We start from the raw sequence: 19,343 nt of genomic DNA, 5'->3' as shown, positions 1-19,343 counted from the left end.
CTTAAGAGTTCACCACTTTATATAACTCTTTTAAAGTAGTTTTCTCTTCTTCTACTTTTTTTAAGCCATCATCTAAGATTGTCTTATACTCTTTTTGTTTTAAATAGTTTTCTATTTCAACTAAGAAATCATCTTTCATTAAAAGAGTTTTTATTTTACTATCACATGCTAAACTCTCAGCAATACCAATTCTTCCTAAAAAACCTTTATAGTTGCACTTTTCACAAGTACTTTTACAAGTACAAAGTTTTGATACTAGCCTTTGTGAAACTATATATTTTAAAGTACTTGCTAGTAAAAATCTATCTGCTTTTAAATCAATAAGCCTAGAAATTGTATCAACACTAGAGTTTGCATGAATAGAAGCTAAAACCAAGTGTCCAGTCAATGATGCTTGTAAAGCAATAGATAAAGAGAAGGCATCTCTTATTTCTCCTATAAGTATGACATTTGGATCTTGACGTAAAATATTTTTAAGTACATTATTAAAACCTAATTCAATATCTTCATTTATATTTACTTGTTGTACTTGTTCTATTTTATACTCAACTGGGTCTTCAATAGTTATTATCTTTTTATCTTCACTATTTAACTGCTTAACCAAAGAATAAAGAGTTGTACTCTTTCCACTTCCAGTTGGTCCAGTTATTAAAACTAAGCCCTCTTTTAAAGAAGTAATATTTTCAAAGGAGTCAACTATATGAGAAGAGAAACTCATACTCTCTAAATCTTCACTAACATTTAAATTATCTAAAACTCTTATTACTATTGATTCTCCATGAATTGTAGGCATAGTAGAAACTCTAAAATCAATAGTTTTAAAAGAGAATCTTCCATCTTGAGGATTTCGAACTTTTGTTACATCAAGTTTTGATAACATCTTTATATATGAACTTATAGTCTTAAAAAACTCTTTATTAAAGATATAAAAACAGCTTAGCTCTCCATCTATTCTAAACCTTACAATCATAGAGTTTTCTAAACTCTCAAAGTGTAAGTCACTTGTTCTTAGACTCAGTGCTTTTTCTAAAAGTTTATTAAAAAACTCCTCCATAAGTTTTGGGTTTATCTCTTTTTGTTTTATTAAATTTTCACTGCGATTATATAAATCAAGTCTTGTATTAAAGTCACTTAAGAAGAACTCTATTTTGTTTTTTGAAATCTCAATCTCTTCTATTATCAAACTTAAATCAAGTAGTTTTAAATTTGACTCTTTACAAACATAAAACTTACAATAGATTCCATCACTTGAAATAGGTAAAACCAAAGCCTCTTTTAAAAGTTTTAAATCAAAACTATTTACATAGTTATAATCAATTAGATATTTATATAGTTTCATTATAAAGCCTTAGTTCTATTTGAATAGTTTCACTTTTTATTACGGCTGAATTTCTATTTATTTTTTCTACTTTAAAATCTTTGTTTACTTTTTCACCTAGACTTAGCCATTTTTCATTTATTAGAACTTCATTACCAACTATTGCTTTAAGAGTATACTTTTTACTAGCACTTATGTGTTTTTCTAAATAAGCTAGTTCAAGCTTGCTTTCTTTATTACTTGTTTTTATAAAGGATTTGTCAAAGCTTATAGTTAAAAGTAAACTATCATCTGTAAGTCTTAATGTTTTAATAGAAGAGAAATTATTGTAGTGTTCTATATAATCTAATAATTTTAAATTTAAGAGAGTAGAAGCATTTACTTGAAGTTGTATCTTCTCATCTATATTTGAGATATCAATTAGCTGAATAGAGTTTTTTTCTAAATAAGTTTCAATATCTTTTATTACTTCTATTAAGGATTTATCCATACTCTTTTTTTGAATAAATATATTACTACTAAAAAGGCTTCTCTTCGATTCTTTTACTTTTGTCTGCTCTAAAAAATAAATCAAAGAAGCAATAATAATTAAGGGAAATAAAAACAGTTCTAACTTTACTCTTGTAGCTGCTTTTTCAAAACTATTTTCTAATAAATTCAATATTTGCATTTACTATATACCCTCCTATTAATTCATCATATTTAAAGCTGTTTATAGAAGTTTTATAATTATCAAAAAACTCATAGATACTATTTTTATTTAATGAAGATAATTCAATCAAAAAAGAGTTGTCATTTTGTTGGATTAGATGTAAGTTTATCTCTTTTTGTTTTGCTTGATAATATAAATTTATTATTTTAGAGGATACAAAAGAGTAGGTATTATCTTTTTTTTGGCTTTCTATCTTCTTTTTCAAACTTGATATAGAGACATCTTTTTCACTTTTTTTATCTAAAGAAAAATACCAAAGTAAAGCAATAAATAAAATTAGAAAATAGAGTATCAAAAGTTTAAATAGATAGCTTTTTTTATACTTTATAAATCTATAGTTCTTCTCTTTTTTTTTGTCTTCATTTATTTTATCTACAATAGATAAACTATCTAAGTCAAAACTACTTTTTATAAACTCTTTAATTCTTTCTTTATCTAGTTTTTCTTTTAACTCTTGATAAAAATATACTTTTTTTTCTTTATAAAGACAGAAAAACTTTTGGGTAATAAGAAGTTCATTTTCGTAAATTGCTTTATGTAAAAATATTTCAGGAGCTAAGCTATTGCTTTTTTCAAAAACTATTAATTGGTATTTATTTAACTCTTCTAAATAAGAAGCAAAAATATATGAGTTAGGAGATAAGAGAAAATCCTCTTTTTCAAGGTTAGTAAGGAGAAAACTTTTTAAATGTACATCAGATATTTCTTCAGTAGATTTTATTTCATAAGTTTCCATATTAAACCTTTCATAATAAAATATAATTTATTTTATTATTTAAAAGATTTAATAAAGTTTAATTTAATATTTTTTTTAGTTATTTATTTAAAAAGTTACGTCGTACCCTAACTCTTTAAGACCTTTTTTGTCTTTAGTCCATCCTTTTCTAATAGAAACAAATAGCTCTAAATAACACTTTCTTCCAGTAAGTTTTTCGATTTTGATTCTTGCATCTTTACCTATTCTTTTAATAGCACTTGCGCCTTTACCAATAATCATTCCCTTTTGAGTTGATTTTTGAACAATAATCGTAGCTTTTACTACATCAATATCTTTTTTCTCTTCAACTCTATTTACAATAACATCTGTTTCATAAGGGATTTCATCTGAGATATTATCAAAAATTGATTCTCGAATAAACTCTTTAAAGATATCTCTTAAGTGTTCAGTTGTCATAATTTCTGGGTCAAAAAGGTAAGGATGTTCTGGTAAATGTTTTGTAACAACATCTAAAATATCTTCATGTCTTGTTTGCTTTTTAATTGAAACTGGAATTACTGCTTCATATTTATCAGCATATTGTTCGTACTCTTTCATCTTTTCTAATACTTCATTATTTGAAACATTATCAATTTTTGTTAAAAGTAAAATATGCTTTGTGTTCTTTTTATTTTTCTCTAAAAAGTTTTCGTAGTGAGTAAGTTTATCTGTAACTGGAGCTAAAAATAGAATTAAATCACAATCACCAATTGCTTTTAATGCTTCATCTAACATGAATTGGTTTAAAAGTTTTTCTGTTTCGTGGATACCTGGAGTATCAACAAATACAATTTGGTCATCTTCGTGCATTACGATTATATTTGATCTTTTTCTTGTTGCATTAGCTTTGTGTGAAACCATTGCAATTTTTTCACCTACAAGCCAGTTTAAAAGTGAACTTTTTCCTGCATTTGGTCTACCAACTACAGATACATAACCACATTTAGTCATATAAATCCTTACTGTTTTTTTGGGATTATAACATATCCACACTCAATCCTCATAAATTTCATATGATTTCTCAATAAATTAAAGGACCAAAACTAAAATGAAAATACTTTTACTTGAAGATGATATTCTACTAAATGAGATAATAGAAGAGTATTTGATTTCTCTAAAATACAATGTTGTTACTACATATGATGGACAGGAAGCTTTAGAACGTATTTATGAAGAGTCTTTTCAGTTTCTTATTTTAGATGTAAATGTTCCTTCTTTGACAGGATTGGATTTATTAAAAATACTAAAACAAAATAAAATTGATATTCCTACTATTTTTATAACATCATTACATACTGCACGAGATGTTGAAATTGGATTTGATGCAGGAGCAGATGATTATTTAAAAAAACCATTTCAACTAAGTGAATTAAAAGCACGTCTAAACAATATAAAAAGACTAAGAAATATTGATTCAATGGGAACTATAAAAATAAATAAAGATATTGAGTATAACTATGATTCTAAACTACTTAAAGTTAATGAAAAAACATACACTCTTCCAAAGATTGAATCAAAAATTTTAGAATTTTTTATAAAAAATAAAAACAAAATTGTATCAATTGAAGAAATTTCATTAAATAACTGGGTTTATGATGAAATACCAACAGCAGCAACTATTAGAACTTATATTAAAAATTTACGAAAAATGTTAGGAAAAGAGTGTATTACTACTATAAAAGGAATAGGCTATAAACTAAATGATAATTTTTAATCAAAAAAAACCTTCAAGAAAAATATCTTGAAGGTTTAAAGGAGAAAGGAGACTAGATAATAAAAGACTAGTTTTCAGATGCTTGATATAAGTCTGTAAGTATATTTGTAGGAGGAGTCCAACTACTTTGACTTACTTGATATTTTTGCATAAAAGCTTCACATTTTTGAACATGGTCTTTATTCATTTTTGAATGACTCATATCTGACATTCCTTGATTTCCCGCTGCAAAAACTGAACCAGCTAGTAAAGTAGCTCCTAAAATTGAAGTTACAAGTTTTTTCATAATTAAATCCTTTTTGTTTTGATATGTAGTATTATAAAGGTTTAATATGGACTCAATATGCAGTGTGTGAGGAGTTAATATGGAATTTTTGAAAGGTAAAGCTATTTAATCAAAGATATCTTTATATTTGTCTCTAATATATACTACTTCATCTATATTTTCAAAAAGTAAATCAACTAATTTAGGGTCAAAGTGTTTTCCTCTTTCTTTTTTAAATAGGTCTAAAATCTCTTCTAAGGGCCAAGCTTTTTTATAACATCTATCACTTCCTAAAGCATCAAATACATCAGCAACAGCAGTGATTCTTCCATAAATATGGATCTCTTCACCTATTAAACCATTTGGATATCCACTTCCATCCCATTTTTCGTGATGTTCTTTAGCTACAATTGCTGCTGCTTTTAAAATCTTTCTATTTGAGTGTTTTAACATCTCATATCCAAGTTGAGCATGTCCTTTCATTATCTCCCACTCTTCATCATTTAATTTTGCAGGTTTTTTTAATACTCTATCTGGTATACCAACCTTTCCAATATCATGCATAGGACTAGCCTCTTTTAAAAGATTAGCTTCATTCTCATCTAAACCGTATTTAATAGCAAGAATCTTTGAGTACTCTGCAACTCTTTTTACATGATTTCCAGTCTCTTTTGACCTTGTTTCACCTATTGCACCCATAGTAAGAATAACTTCTTTTTGAGTGTCTTCTATCTCTTTATTAAGATTTTGTATCTCTTTTATATTTTTACTAATAGTATTAGTCATTGAATTAAATGATTTAGAAAGTTTTCCAAACTCATCATCAATTACAATAGGAAGTTTCGAAGAGAGGCCTTTTTTATTATTTCTTATTTTTTCTATATAATTAATGATAAAATCAAGGGGAAAGTTTATTCTATAAATCAAAGTACTTGCAGCTAAGAAAATTAAGAATAAAGAGATAACACCTACTACAATAATCACACTAGTTGTAGTTTTTGATATAAAATCAGAGTGAGATAAAATATTTTCCTCTATCTTCTCTGAAATTTGATTTAAATTTTTTATTTTTTCTACCAACTCAGTATTTGTTGTTGAGCGTTCCATCAATAAACTAGATAACTTCTCTTCTTCTCTAAGCATTTGTTCTTTTGCTGAGATAAAAAGAGTTAATAAATCTTTTATTCTATAAAACTCTTTATTTATATTATAAATATTATCTTCAAACCTTTTATCAAAATCTTTATACTCAAATACTTTGATTAGACTATTCTCAAAGAGACTTGTTATTTGTGCTAAACTATTTAATTTTATTGAACGAATTACATTTATATCATTTGTTGAGTAGATATTAGAGATTAAACCAAAGAATATATTTGCAGAACTATCTAAGTCCTTACTTATACTCATCACTCTTCCAAATTTATATAAAAAATCTAAATCGATATTCTCTTTATTTTTTCTAGTATATCTTTTACTAAAAAGTGCTGCTTTTCCATAAAGACCTTCAGTTTCATTTATAATAGTTCGAATTGATTTATCAACTCTTTTTATATAACTTTTTAACTCCTCTTTATAAAATAATACTACATACTTTTTAGAAAACACATCTTGTTCGGATATGATTAAATTAAGTAAATCATCTGAAACTTCATCAAGTTTTTTATTATAACTTAATAACTCTTCCCCTTCTTTATGGATTAGACTAACACTATCTTTATCAATTAATTTATTCTCTAACATCTCAATTTCAGTTAAATTCTTACTAATGATAATTTTATTTTCTAGATAGTTTATTTTTCTTATTATTGTTAATACATCTTGATTTTGTTTCTCTAAATCAAGTATATGTTTTAAAGTCTCTTGGTCATATTTAATTGTTGAAGACAGATAAGTCATTGTTACTGCAAAGGCTGATATTATAAGAGCCATTATAATAACCCCAAGTAAAACAATATTCTTTATAGATAGATTTTTAGTTAGTTTTTGGAAAATCTTTATCATAACTATGCCCTATTTTACTTCTATCTCTTTCCATGATACATTTTGAAGCTCACCATTTTTTACTCTAGTTAGCCAAACTCTATTACTATATTGATGTTTTTCATTATTGAAACTTGATTTAAAACCTAAGCCAATATCAATATTTTCAACTTTTAATAACTGTTTTCTTATATTATTTCTATTTATTTCTTCAGGTTTTAACTCTTTTATCACTTCATGAAAAAGTTTTGCAACAATATAGCCTTCAAAAGATATTAGATTTGTTTTTTCATTTGGATAAAGTTTTTTAAAATCCTCTTTATACTCTTTTACAATAGGTAGTTTTTCACTTAATAAAGGAACAACTTGAGTTGAGTAAACATCATCTTCATACTCTTCTAAACTATTTAAAATAGTTGAAATATTCATTGCTGAGATTAAAAAAAACTTTGCATTAGGAAAATCTTCTTTTGCATATTTTATAAATTTTGTAGTTGCTTTATTTACACCTACAACAATAAAAGCTTTAAAGTTTTTGTTATAGTCAAGTAGTTTACTTAAACCATATTCAATATTTTCAGTTCCTTTGGTATATCGTTCATGAATTATATTATTTATACTTATATTTCTACTTCTAAATGCTTCTAAAACACCTAAATATCCACTATCACCGTAAGTGTCATTTTGAGTAAATACTGCAAGTTCATCTGGCGTTATACCTTTATTAAAAAGATTAGTTACAATTTGGCTAACCTCATTGTAATAACCAACTCTATAATTAAAACTAAAAGTATTTGTTTGAGGATCTCTTAATATCTTTCCTCCAGAATAAGGACCAATTAATGGGATTTTATTTTTATTTATAATAGGAAGAGTAACAGTTGCAGTTGGTGTACCTGTATTTCCAAGTAAGGTAAGAACCTTGTCTTTATGAATTAGTTTTTTTACATTTTGACTAGCTAAAACAGGGTTATATTTATCATCATAGCTAATTAATTTATATTTACTTGAAGAACTCTTATTTATCTTATTAAAGTAAGATTCTATGCCCATCTTCATATTATTACCTAAGTATGATATAGAACCTGAAAAATCTCCTGACATACCAATTTTAAGCTCATTTGAATATAAATTTAAAGTAATAATAAATATTAATAAAATAGATTTTTTTTTCATAATTAATCTCATAAATATTATTTATATAAATTGTAGCATAAATTTTTATATTTTCAACCTATCTTCTTCTATAATTTAAGCTTTCTAAAATATGATGTTTTTTTATATTTACTGAACTCTCCAAGTCTGCAATAGTTCTTGCTACTTTTAAAACTTTATTTATACTTCTAAATGATAGATTAAAACTATTTGTTGCTCTATGTAAAATTGCAGTTGATTCTTCATCTAAAGTACAAAACTTATTTACCTGTTTATCGTTAAGTTTTCCATTTAACTCATTTTGCCCTCTTAAGATTTGCATTTTAAAAGCTTCTATTACTTTTTCGTGTAAACTTTTTGAATCAACACTTGGTTTATCATTTATATTTGTTTCATTCATAATTACATATAAATCTATTCTATCTAAGAAAGGTTCACTTAGTCTATTCTTATATCTTTTTATCTCTAACTCATTACATCTGCTGACATTTCCAGTAAACTTTGCTACAATTTATAAATAATAAAGGATGATATAAATGATTTATTTATTAATTGATGATACAAATAATAAAAGATGTTTAAATAATTTCACATTATTACAGTTAACTATGCTACAACATTGCTAGGATTAAATATATGAAAATAAAAATGAATAATAGAAAAATTGGCTATACATATGGAAGTGTATCAGGTCACTACCCTTTTAGAAAAAAATCTAGCATTGCCTATGAATCTCTTTTAGAAAGAGACTTTTTAATTATGCTAGAATTCAATGACTCAGTTAGTGAGGTTGTAGGTCAACCACTTAGTCTTATATATAAAAATAAAAATGGTAAAACAGTTCCTTATACTCCAGACTTTTTGGTTTACTTTAATGAACCTAATACTCCCTTGATGAGATTAAAAAGAAAACCACTTTTAATTGAAGTAAAACCAAAAGACAAACTTGAAAAAAATTTTTGTGAATATAAATATAGATTTAAACAAGCTATAAAATATGCACAAGAAAATGATTTAATATTTAAAATATATGATGAAAGTAAAATAAGAACACAATATTTTAAAAATATAATGTTTCTAAAAAGATATCAAAGATTAAACTTCGATAATGAAGATATCGATGAAATACTCTCTTTCTTATATGTTTCAGGTAATAATTCAATCGAATATGTATTAGAATATTTTTGTGTTACAAAAGAGCAAAAAGGATTAATGCTAAGTCTCATTTACAATCTTTTATATCATAAGAAAATTCTATGCAATTTTAATCAACCAATAAATATGGAAACACAGATTTGGTTAAATGAACTAAATGAAGAGGAGAGTTTATAATGGATAATAAAGATATTCAGTCATTAAAACTAGATAGAAGTGCTTTTACTTTAAAAGAAAATGCTTATGTAAAATATAAAAATGATACATATAGAATTTCTAGTATTATCAATTTTACAGAAGTTATAGGAATTGATGTAAAAACAAAAAAACCAAAGAGACTTCTTATAAAAGATTTAACTCCTCTTGAAAATGAACTCAATAATGACTCACTATTTAAAGACTTTGATGAAATTTCAGATGAAGAATTTATTGATTTACAAAAAAAATACCTATCAATACAACCACTGCTAACTGATTCTATAAGTCGTGCGGAGATAGAAGAGCATTCAAAAAAAATAGGAGTTCATTTTACCACTTTATACAGATGGTTAAGACGATATAAAACAACAGGTACATTAGCAGGTCTGCTTCCTAAGCCATGTGGTAGAAAAAAAGGTGAAACAAGATTAGATTTTAACACAGAAGAAGTTATTGAAGAAATCATTAACTCACACTATTTAACAAAACAAAAACCCTCTGTACAATCAACAATAACTAAAATATTAGACGAATGTACAAAAAGAAATATTCCTTTACCTAGTAAAAATACAATTAGAAATAGGATTCATAAACTATCAGAATATATGGTATTAAAAAAGAGAGGTAGTGAATCTATTGCAAGAACTAAATTTCATCCTGTTCCTGGAAAATTTGAAAAATCTTATCCAATGGAACTTATTCAAATTGATCATACAGAGGTCGATTTACATTTAGTAGATGATGACGATAGAGAAGTAATTGGTAGAACTTATTTAACTGTAGCAATTGATATATACAGTAGAATGATCGTTGGATACTATTTATCACTAAATCCACCGAGTGTTACATCTGTTGCAATGTGTATTACAAATATGATATTACCAAAAGAAAAAACATTACTGGATTTGGATATTGATACAAACTGGGATGTATGGGGTTTACCTGACACAATCCATGTTGATAATGGTGCTGAATTCCATTCTCAAAGTATAATAAATGCAGGTTTACTATATGGAATAAATATTGAGTTTAGACCAATAAAAAAGACTCACTTTGGTGGGCATGTTGAAAGTGTAATAAAAACTTTAATGAAAGCAATTCATGAAATACCTGGTACTACATTTTCTAATATTCATCAAAAAGGAGAATACAAATCTGAAGAAAAAGCAGTAATGGCTTTTCATGAACTTGAAAAATGGTTGGTTACATTTATAACTAAAGTCTATCATAAGAGAGTTCATACCCAAACAAAAATGACACCTGAAGAACGATGGGAATTAGGTTTATTTGGAGGAGATGCTCCCATTGGACTTTTACCAAAACCATCAAATCCAGAAACTATTCTAATTGATTTTTTACCAATATTTAAAAGGACCATTCAAAAAAATGGAGTAAGCATAGATAATATTAACTACTATGATAACTTACTTAGAACCAAAATTAATGTTATGGATAAAAAAACTAACAAGAAAAAGCAATTTATTTTTAAAAGAGATCCCAGAAATATTAAATATTTATGGTTTTACGATGATTCAACAAAAGAATATTACAAAATAAATGCAGCAGACCAATCAATGCCAGATATGCCACTTTGGGAATATAAAATTTTAAGAAAAACACTTAAAGATGAGGGTATAGAAAAACCAAGTACATTCCACTTAATTGAAGCTAGAGATGAACTAAATAGACAAATAGAAGATTCTATTAAAAAAACAAAAAAAGCAAGAAGAATAAAACAAAGAAATAAAAACAAAAATATTGAATTAAATAAAGATAACAAAAAGGATTCTTCAATAGTTGAAAATAATCTCAATAATGAACTTGATAATAATATTTGGGATGAAGATATCCCTGATTTTGGATAATAAGGACAAATTGATATGAAAATAGAATATAGCCATTTAAATGAAGAATGTAATAAAATTATTGATCAAAGTAAAGAAGCGAGAATTATGTTTTTACATAATGAAGTATTTATTGAACACCCAAAAATCAAAAAAGTTCACTCTATTTTAAATCATCTAATAGATAGACCCAAAAAAGCAAGAATGCAAAATATTCTTATTATAGGGGAATCCAATATAGGGAAGACATCAATGATAAAATCATTTGAAAAAAAACACTCAAGTTTTAATATTGAAAATGAAAAAGGTAAAAAAATCATAGTAAGACCTGTAATTACTGCATTAGCATCTGATAATGCTGATGTAAAACATTTATATATGTCAATATTAGATTCTTTTTGGACTCCACATAATCCTTCTGATTCATTAGCAAAAATAAGACATCAAATGTTTCATCTATTACAAGAATGCAATGTAAAAATGCTAATTATAGATGAAATTCATCATTTTCTTAGAGGAACAGCTAAACAACAAAGAAATGTAATGGATGCTCTTAAAAATATAGGAAATATATTAATGATTCCTATTGTATGTGCAGGACTAAAAGAATCAGAGTTAATACTATCTTCTGATCCACAACTAAGTAGTAGGTTTGATATTGTTAGACTTACAAAATGGGAATTAGATAAAAACTTTCTAGGACTATTAAAATCATTTGAAAAAAGATTACCTTTATCAAAGCCTTCAAACCTTTTTACAAAAGAAAAAGCAACTTTACTTCATCTAATTTCAAGAGGTAATATAGGAGATTTACATAAGTTACTAATTGAGTGTGCTACCTATGCTATTCAAAATGATATTGAAGAGATAACTGTTGATATAATTAAAAAGTTTAAGTGGATAAAACCTACAAATGCCATGACAGCAAGAGAGATTCCTATATAATTATGAGTTTTCAAATAGAAGTTTTCCCATATGAAGATGAATCATTTATTTCTTGGTTTACAAGAACTGCTTTTGAGAATGGGACAGATCCTAAAAGTTTTGCATTATCTATATGGAAACAAGACAGTATTCTTTATCGTGATTTAGATAGATATACACCAGAAAATTTAATCAATAAACTTCTAAAATATTCATCATTAGAGTACCAAGAGCTTAAAAATCTCACGTTGGAGTGCTTGATTGACAAAGTAGACACTTCACCTACAAATAATATTTATAAAAAATGGTATCTTATAACTCCATTTGGGCAAAAAGGAAAAATTAGAACAAATGGCATTCACTTTTGTCCAGACTGCTTAAAATCTAAAACTCCTTATATTAATAAATATTGGAGACTTTCTTTTTATATTGGATGTCCTATTCATAGAAATGTTCTTTTGCTGAAATGCCCCAAATGTAATCGTGTATTCTCTCCTGAAAAATTAAATTATCTGCAACCACATATATACATTTGCTCTAAATGTGGATTTGATTTAAGAGATTCCTCAACAAATAAAGTAAAAAAAGAATTACTTACTTTTCAAAATTATCTTACATTATCTTTAGTAAGAGCCAATATAAACACTAACTTTTCATTAATTACAAAGAATGATAAAAAAGACCTCTTCTTAACACTAAATATTTTTCTTGCTTTTATATATAAAATAGTTAGACAACCAATTAGATTCAAAAGCCTAATAGATGATTTAGATATCTCAACAAATTACATTTTTAATAAAGTTAATAATGGTACTTTTTCAAGATTAGATATTAGAGATAGAGAAGAACTTCTTTTCCTTGTAAGTAAAGTTTTTAATTTAAATGTGATTGAAATTATAAAAATACTAAATAAGAATAATATTTCAAAGAAAGTATTCAAACAAACATTTAAAACCATATCACCAACTGCTACATATATACTTACAAAACTAAATGATAATGAAAAAAAATCTAAATCGCCTAGTAGAATACTAAAAAGAAAAAAAAGACCTAAAAGTAAAGAGGAAGTTGATAAATTATTTGAAGATATTCTTCCTTATATACCTGGATATTAAAATTGTGCATTAAAAAAAACCATTTTTTAAATAAATATATTGAAAGTCTAAAAAAAGATAAAAATAGATTAAATTTATTTGAAAATTATACAGATAATCTAATGATAAAATATCATAAAAAAGAGATTTCTTATCTCTTATTAAAAAAACGACTATATGTTGCAAAAGAGTTCTTGCTTTACTGCACAAATTCTAATAAAAGCAATTCTTACCAATATTATTTAGATGGTTATCTATGGATATATACTGATTATAAATATTATTTAAAAGATTTTATTTATACTTGTAAATTATGGAAAACTCATAATCTACATATAGAAAATATTAAAACTCCAAAATTAGTAAGACCAAGATGTTCTCATGAAATTTTAAAGAATAGAGTAATTACAATTTTACAAAACCCAAATGATAAACACTTAACACAAAAGTACATTATTGATGCATTTATAGGATATTTTCATTGGGTAGGTATTCCTACAAATGTATACTGTAGTTTTAAAAATATAAAACTTATAAATAATGAATATTTTTTTATAACTCATAAATACAAATTCTATCTACCTAATCAAGTTATTAAGAAAGTTTTAAAATAATCATATTTAAAAGACTACTTTATTTTTCATTTATACTAAGTATATATAGAAAGCATTATATATTAAAAAAAATACATTTATTAACTTCTTAAAATTATAATAATTCACTTTCTAAATTTTTCACAAAGTCTTCTTTATCAAAGGTTGAGTCTATATTTAGTCTCTCTTTTCTTGCTATTGCCCACCTTTTTTTCCAGTATTCTACTAATTTGCTGAACTTGTAATCATAATACTTTGGTTCTTCTTTATTATGCAAAACACCTTTCAAATTACTTACATTTTCAAATATAAAAAATTCTCTTTTAAGTCCATGTTGTTCCAATCCAGGAATATCTAATAATCTAAATGCCTTATTCAACAATCTAATTCGAGTTGAAGGACCACTGCCAAATGATCTATGAGTATCAATATCTTCCTCTTCTAAAAACTGAATTATCTTTTGAAATAAAATTTCATTTATATGAAAAGAGCCATATCCTTTAGTATATCCCAAACTTTTTGCAACTAAATGCTTGTTTATCTTTAATCTATTATATATACTACTCTTACCAAATGCACTTGTTGTAGTTAAAAACAATAACTCTGGATTTATATGACGATTTTCCATCAGAGTTACTGCATTTTTATATTTATTTTTATATGCCATACGAAGTTCTTTTGATACAAGTGCCAACGAAACCATTTTACCACCAATAAGTTCATTATAAGGAGGGAGAGCTCCTATTCTTTGTGCATTCATAGATTGATTGATCCATATATCTAATTCTTCTTTGGGAATATTTAAATAATTATCTCTAACAGACATTTTTAGTACAGGACTCTGTAAACCAATTAAACCAAAAGGTGCATCATGATATGTATCCCAAATTACAAATCTCATTTGTCTACCATATGCTCTTTGATATGGCATACTCCACCACGAAAAGTTCCACCATTTAAAAATTTTTTCATAAATTGATCCATGAGTAACTTCTATAAGTTTTAATTTTATTTTTTCTGGATTAATTTCATTTAAATTCTTCATAAAAGGTTTAACTGTAGGAAGTAATTTTAATAACATCTTTTTATGAAGTTTTTTCTGTTCTAAAGATGATTGAAGCTGTAATTTTTTATATTCTTGTTTTTTTAAAATATCTTTATTTTTCTCAAATAATGATCTTACATCAAAGCCTTGATTTTTTAAAGAAAATATAATTTCATCTCTTAAAAGCTGTTTTTTTGTAAATGAAAAATCTTCATCTACATTCATATTAGAATAAAGAATATTCTTCTCTAAGTTTTCTCTATATACAATCTTTTCCATCATTACTCTTAAATATATTAATATTGTTTAATTTTACTAAATTTTTTAGTATTTGGCCATAAAACAGATTAATCGATAAAAAGCCCTATTTTCAGCCATTTTAAAAAAAAACAATGAATTTATACAATAAAAATCTTAAAAAAATAGATTAAATAATAAATAATTAAATTGATATTTTATGTTTTGATGATAAAATAAATAAAAAAGATATAATTTATATATGTTAGAAAATAAAAATATTAATACCTATGCATATCTTCCAGAAGATTTGCTATTAAAAATACTTGAAAAGACTCCTGATACAGCAGAAAAACTTAGTCAAATGATAAATAATAGTGATGAATCATTAATTAAAGGTAGAGAAGAATTAAATAAACATAACATTATTAAAACAATTAAAACTGTTGAGTATACTGATAGTCTCATTGCGGTAGATGGTGCAAACATTGTTGAAAAAATGACAGGTTCTGATTTATTAATGGCTATTGCAGTAGGTGTAGAAGGTTTAACAAATAATCCAGCAAAACAATGGTCTGAAAATAGTGAACAATATTACCAATGGCAAGATGCTCTTCCTCACCATGTTGCCAATAGTCGACTTTGTCAAGGTATAATGTTCTTAATGGAATTAAGTATACTTGCAAAATCTCACCATGAAATAAGAATTATGGATGGGAGCCATATTACATCAATATTAAAACTTAACAGTCTTTTATCTGCAAATGCTGAAGCTCTTGCAGATGAAAAATATGTGGAGTCCCTAAATACTTTTCTTTCAGAGAATTACCAAAAAATCATCCCAGATATCCCAGATATTATAGATAAAGCATTTAAAAATAGTAATATTATTGGTCTGGCAAAATATTCATCCTCACGAGACATTTTAGATTCAATTTATTTAAAAAATGTTCAGAAAGAATTTAATATTGCAGGGGATGATAAAACATATTTTTCATTACTGTTAAATGAGGATGAATATACTCAACCTTTAGAAGTTGGTCAATCAGAAAAAGAAAAAACTCAGTGGAATATTATTCACATCAAGTGTAATCTAAACCTTAAAAATATTAAAAATACAAATAATAATGAAAAAGTAGATATTGATAAACTAAACAAAGACCTTAAAAAATCTATCAGTCGTTTTCGTCCTTCACGTAAAGAGGGTACTGACTTATATTTTTGTTACTATAAACCTTTTAAAGAAGGATTATGTTATCGAATTGAAATGAAAAAAGCATTAGCAAAAGATATACAAAGACTAGAAAAATATTTACTAAGTATTAAAAATCAAATTTTTTATCCAGAGATTCATGAACCTTATCCCCAATACCTGGCTGATATCATAGCTAAAAATATTTCATTGGGTATGGATGCTGTTAAACAAGCAGTTACATCCCATGAAAAATTAAACACAAAAGAAAACTTCCATCTCTCATTATCTTATAGGAGTAATTAATTTATGCAAATTTTAGAAATAATAGAACAATCAACGCCACTTGGGGTAATTGGATCACCAAGTGATTCATTTGAAGCAGTTGTTGATATTTTAGGTATAAGTTCTGAACAAAAATTATTAGGAGAGTTAGTTTTCTTTACTGTTCCAGAAGGTGAGAATACTATAGTTTCTATTGGTCAAATCACTGATATTAGAACAGAAAACAAATGGCATGAAGAACCTTCTTTTAAAGCAGTTATTAAAAGACATGGATCACTTCCACATTTGAGTGGAAATGCTGATAATAGGATAGCAAAACTAACGGTACAATCATCATTTAAAATTTCAGAAGAAATAAATGCCCATAAACTGGCAAATTCTCCATCAACGGGGAATAAAGTTTGTGCAGTTACAAATGATATCATGGTTCAACTTCTAAAGACGAGTACTCAAAACCAAATAGTTGAGTATTTAGGTTGTGCATATGATACTGAAGTAAGAATTCCATTTTGGTTTAAGCACTTTGGGAAAGATACTGGTGGTGCAGGAGATGCTTATCATATTGGCGTTTTTGGGAAAACTGGTTCTGGGAAAACTACAACAGCAGCTCAAGTTTTAAAAGGATATGCCACAAACAAAAACCATATGAGTATTTTGGTCCTAGACCCTCAAGAACAGTTCTATACAGATACAGAGCTTCTACCTGATAATATGAGTTTTAAAGATGAAGTGATAAAAAAAGGAATGAAATATAAAGCAATTAAGGTACCAGAAGATGTACACTTTCCAGATGACCCAGAAGTATTTTCTGAATTACTAAGAACATCAGGATTCATTAGAAAATTTTTTAATATAACTACAGAAGAAAAACAAATTGCAATGTGTGAATCTATTTCAGAATATATAGAAACTAGAATTTTATATACTAAAAAAGGGAGTTTTTTAGGAACTGTTAATGCCAAAAAACTTTTAGAAGATATATTAACTAGATTTTTAGAACATAAAACAGAAACTGAAAAAAAACAAAAATGTTCACGATACTTTGCTTCAGTATATGCTCCTGGCGCACAAAGAAATATCAGGATAGACCTGATGACAGACAAGCTTGATGCTTTAAAAAAAGAAAAAGCACTAAAAGAGGTATCAATATTAGAGAATATTCTTGCACTTTTTTCAAGTAGTTCAAATAAAATATCATTAGATGATATGGTACATAGGGTTGTAAAAGAAAAAGGTTGGTTATATATTATAAATTTATCTACACGAGGTACTCACAATATAGGTTCAGATAATATTCAAGCATTATTAATAAAATTAATTACAAAAAAAGTAGTAGAAGCTAGTGAAGAACTTTATTCAGCAGGTGACAAATCAAACTGCTTAATTGTTATGGATGAAGCACATAGATATACTAATTCAACTGCGAGTGATCCAAGAATTAAAGAATTAAATAAGAATATAATTGATGCTGTAAGAACCACAAGAAAGTATGGTATAGGTTATATGTTTATTACTCAAACAATTGAGTCTTTAGATGAAGAAATAATTCAACAAATGAGAATTTTTGCATTTGGATATGGTCTTACAATGGGAAAAGAGTTTGGAAAAATTAAACAAATAATTAATGATGATAATGCAGCAAAATTTTATAAATCATTTATTGATCCAAGTAGTAATAAAAAATACCCTTTTATGTTTCATGGTCCAATCAGTCCTCTTTCTTTTACTGGTTCACCATTATTTTTGGAAATGAAATAGTTTAAATAAAAGGAGTATGCAATAAAAAATGATAAATTAAAAATTGGTATTGCTTTATCTGGTGGTGGATTTAGAGCATCTGTATTTCATATAGGAGTATTTGAAACATTAGCAAAAAATGGTTATTTAGATCAAATTAATACTATTTCAACCGTCTCAGGCGGATCTCTAACTGTTGGATTGATATTTAAAATAAATAATAATAAATGGCCAACAAATGAAGAGTATTTGGAAAATGTTTTACCAAAAATGAAAAATTATTTTACTAATATTGGATTAGCGAAACATGCATTAATTAGACTAATTATTCCTAAACATTGGTTAAACTTATTCAGTAGAGCAAACATTATTGCATATACATTAAAAAAGGAATGGGGTTTAACAGGCAAGTTATCTGAACTACCTGATAAACCTATATGGGAAATAAATGCAACTACAAATGAAACTGGTAAAAATTGGCGTTTTTCAAAAGAAAAAATGGGAGATTATAAATTTGGTTATATTATGAATCCAGATTATGAAATATCAAATGCTATAGCTTCATCAACTGCATTTCCAGGATTAATTGGTAGATTTACCTTTAAAGTTTTAAGTTATAAAGAATGGCATTACTTCGATTGGGACAATAAACAATTTAAAAAAGATCAAAAAGTTAGAATATTCAATAAACTACATTTATCAGACGGAGGACTCTATAATAACTTAGGAGAAGAATCTTTAATTGAGAAACTAGGTGAAACATTATCAAAAGATATAAATTTCATCATAGTTAGTGATGCAACAAAAGCTTTAAAATCAACAGAAAGCAAATCTGTAATAAATGTTTTAGGAAGAACATTAAGATTAATTGATATTACAATGGATCAAATTAAAATGTTAAGAGTTCGTGCTCTTCATAATTTTTTTGATAAAAATCCCAAAAATGGTCTTTATCTTCAGCTTGGACAATATAAAAATTTAATGAAATCTAAATATGACTTAGACATGTTAATGAATATTAAAACAAGCCTTTTCAAATTATCTAATAAAGAATATGATGAATTAAAAAAATATGGGGCTGATATAACTCAAACAGGAATAAATAAATGGTATGTAAAATAAGTAAAAAACTAAT

General features: G+C 26.1%; 18 protein-coding genes. 9 read left to right on the top strand and 9 right to left on the bottom strand.

Annotation, left to right across the window (positions count from 1 at the left end):
• Position 1 precedes the first annotated feature (1 nt).
• The 4 genes from CRV03_RS07265 to era all read right to left on the bottom strand — a co-directional run bounded on the left by CRV03_RS07265 (position 2) and on the right by era (position 3,738).
• A complete protein-coding gene (locus CRV03_RS07265) occupies positions 2-1,339 on the bottom strand; it encodes a GspE/PulE family protein (protein ID WP_129084485.1) in 1,338 nt (445 codons plus the stop codon).
• Positions 1,326-1,988: a hypothetical protein gene (locus tag CRV03_RS07260; protein WP_129084484.1), complete on the bottom strand. Its 663-nt coding sequence runs from the start codon at positions 1,986-1,988 to the stop codon at positions 1,326-1,328. Before CRV03_RS07260 ends, CRV03_RS07265 begins: the two co-directional genes overlap by 14 nt.
• Complete coding sequence (locus CRV03_RS07255) at positions 1,960-2,766, bottom strand: hypothetical protein (protein WP_129084483.1); 807 nt, start codon at positions 2,764-2,766, stop codon at positions 1,960-1,962. Before CRV03_RS07255 ends, CRV03_RS07260 begins: the two co-directional genes overlap by 29 nt.
• Positions 2,767-2,853: 87 nt before the next feature.
• Complete coding sequence (gene era, locus CRV03_RS07250; RefSeq protein WP_129084482.1) at positions 2,854-3,738, bottom strand: GTPase Era; 885 nt, start codon at positions 3,736-3,738, stop codon at positions 2,854-2,856.
• A 97-nt stretch (positions 3,739-3,835) separates the two neighbouring features.
• Here era and CRV03_RS07245 point away from each other — a divergent pair, with 97 nt between their 5' ends.
• On the top strand, positions 3,836-4,501 hold the full coding sequence (locus CRV03_RS07245; protein ID WP_129084481.1) for a response regulator transcription factor: 666 nt from the start codon (positions 3,836-3,838) through the stop codon (positions 4,499-4,501).
• Positions 4,502-4,568: 67 nt separating this feature from the next.
• Here CRV03_RS07245 and CRV03_RS07240 read toward each other — a convergent pair whose 3' ends face one another.
• From CRV03_RS07240 to CRV03_RS07225, 4 genes are all read right to left on the bottom strand, one after another.
• Positions 4,569-4,787: a hypothetical protein gene (locus CRV03_RS07240; RefSeq protein WP_129084480.1), complete on the bottom strand. Its 219-nt coding sequence runs from the start codon at positions 4,785-4,787 to the stop codon at positions 4,569-4,571.
• Positions 4,788-4,892: 105 nt separating this feature from the next.
• Positions 4,893-6,770, bottom strand: a complete 1,878-nt coding sequence (locus tag CRV03_RS07235) for an HD domain-containing phosphohydrolase (protein ID WP_258239033.1) — start codon at positions 6,768-6,770, stop codon at positions 4,893-4,895.
• A gap of 9 nt (positions 6,771-6,779) precedes the next feature.
• Positions 6,780-7,925, bottom strand: coding sequence for an ABC transporter substrate-binding protein (locus CRV03_RS07230; protein ID WP_164968634.1), 1,146 nt, complete (start codon positions 7,923-7,925; stop codon positions 6,780-6,782).
• Positions 7,926-7,983: 58 nt separating this feature from the next.
• Positions 7,984-8,415, bottom strand: coding sequence for an ATP-binding protein (locus tag CRV03_RS07225; protein ID WP_258239036.1), 432 nt, complete (start codon positions 8,413-8,415; stop codon positions 7,984-7,986).
• 125 nt (positions 8,416-8,540) lie between these two features.
• On the opposite strand from CRV03_RS07225, the gene CRV03_RS07220 reads away from it, so the two are divergent.
• The 5 genes from CRV03_RS07220 (at position 8,541) to CRV03_RS07200 (ending at position 13,733) form a co-directional block, all read left to right on the top strand.
• Positions 8,541-9,236, top strand: a complete 696-nt coding sequence (locus CRV03_RS07220; protein ID WP_129084478.1) for a TnsA endonuclease N-terminal domain-containing protein — start codon at positions 8,541-8,543, stop codon at positions 9,234-9,236.
• Positions 9,236-11,122 carry a helix-turn-helix domain-containing protein gene (locus CRV03_RS07215; protein WP_129084477.1) on the top strand — a complete coding sequence of 629 codons (1,887 nt, stop codon included), beginning with the start codon at positions 9,236-9,238 and terminating at the stop codon, positions 11,120-11,122. The genes CRV03_RS07220 and CRV03_RS07215 overlap by 1 nt, the downstream gene beginning before the upstream one ends.
• Positions 11,123-11,137: 15 nt before the next feature.
• A complete protein-coding gene (locus tag CRV03_RS07210; RefSeq protein WP_129084476.1) occupies positions 11,138-12,046 on the top strand; it encodes a TniB family NTP-binding protein in 909 nt (302 codons plus the stop codon).
• 2 nt (positions 12,047-12,048) lie between these two features.
• Positions 12,049-13,140, top strand: coding sequence for a TniQ family protein (locus CRV03_RS07205; protein ID WP_129084475.1), 1,092 nt, complete (start codon positions 12,049-12,051; stop codon positions 13,138-13,140).
• A 101-nt stretch (positions 13,141-13,241) separates the two neighbouring features.
• Positions 13,242-13,733 (top strand): hypothetical protein, encoded by a 492-nt coding sequence (locus CRV03_RS07200; protein WP_129084474.1) that lies wholly within the window; start codon positions 13,242-13,244, stop codon positions 13,731-13,733.
• 94 nt (positions 13,734-13,827) lie between these two features.
• Here CRV03_RS07200 and CRV03_RS07195 read toward each other — a convergent pair whose 3' ends face one another.
• Entirely contained in the window at positions 13,828-15,036 is a 1,209-nt protein-coding gene (locus tag CRV03_RS07195; RefSeq protein ID WP_164968633.1) for a Druantia anti-phage system protein DruA, read from the bottom strand.
• 220 nt (positions 15,037-15,256) lie between these two features.
• Between CRV03_RS07195 and CRV03_RS07190 the strand changes: the two genes are divergently transcribed.
• Genes CRV03_RS07190 through CRV03_RS07180 form a run of 3 tightly spaced genes read left to right on the top strand, consistent with a single transcriptional unit; the run spans position 15,257 to position 19,330 of the window.
• Entirely contained in the window at positions 15,257-16,492 is a 1,236-nt protein-coding gene (locus tag CRV03_RS07190; RefSeq protein WP_129084472.1) for a DNA double-strand break repair nuclease NurA, read from the top strand.
• A 3-nt stretch (positions 16,493-16,495) separates the two neighbouring features.
• The gene (locus CRV03_RS07185; RefSeq protein ID WP_129084471.1) at positions 16,496-18,229 is read left to right on the top strand and encodes a helicase HerA domain-containing protein; all 1,734 of its coding nucleotides are present in this window, start codon (positions 16,496-16,498) and stop codon (positions 18,227-18,229) included.
• Positions 18,230-18,250: 21 nt separating this feature from the next.
• Complete coding sequence (locus CRV03_RS07180) at positions 18,251-19,330, top strand: patatin-like phospholipase family protein (protein WP_129084470.1); 1,080 nt, start codon at positions 18,251-18,253, stop codon at positions 19,328-19,330.
• The last annotated feature ends 13 nt before the right edge of the window (positions 19,331-19,343 follow it).

Origin of the sequence: Arcobacter sp. F155, from assembly GCF_004116455.1 — a bacterium.
Lineage (GTDB): Bacteria > Campylobacterota > Campylobacteria > Campylobacterales > Arcobacteraceae > Halarcobacter.
The sequence above is the reverse complement of the archived record's forward strand: the minus strand, read 5'-3'. Positions and strand labels throughout refer to the sequence as shown.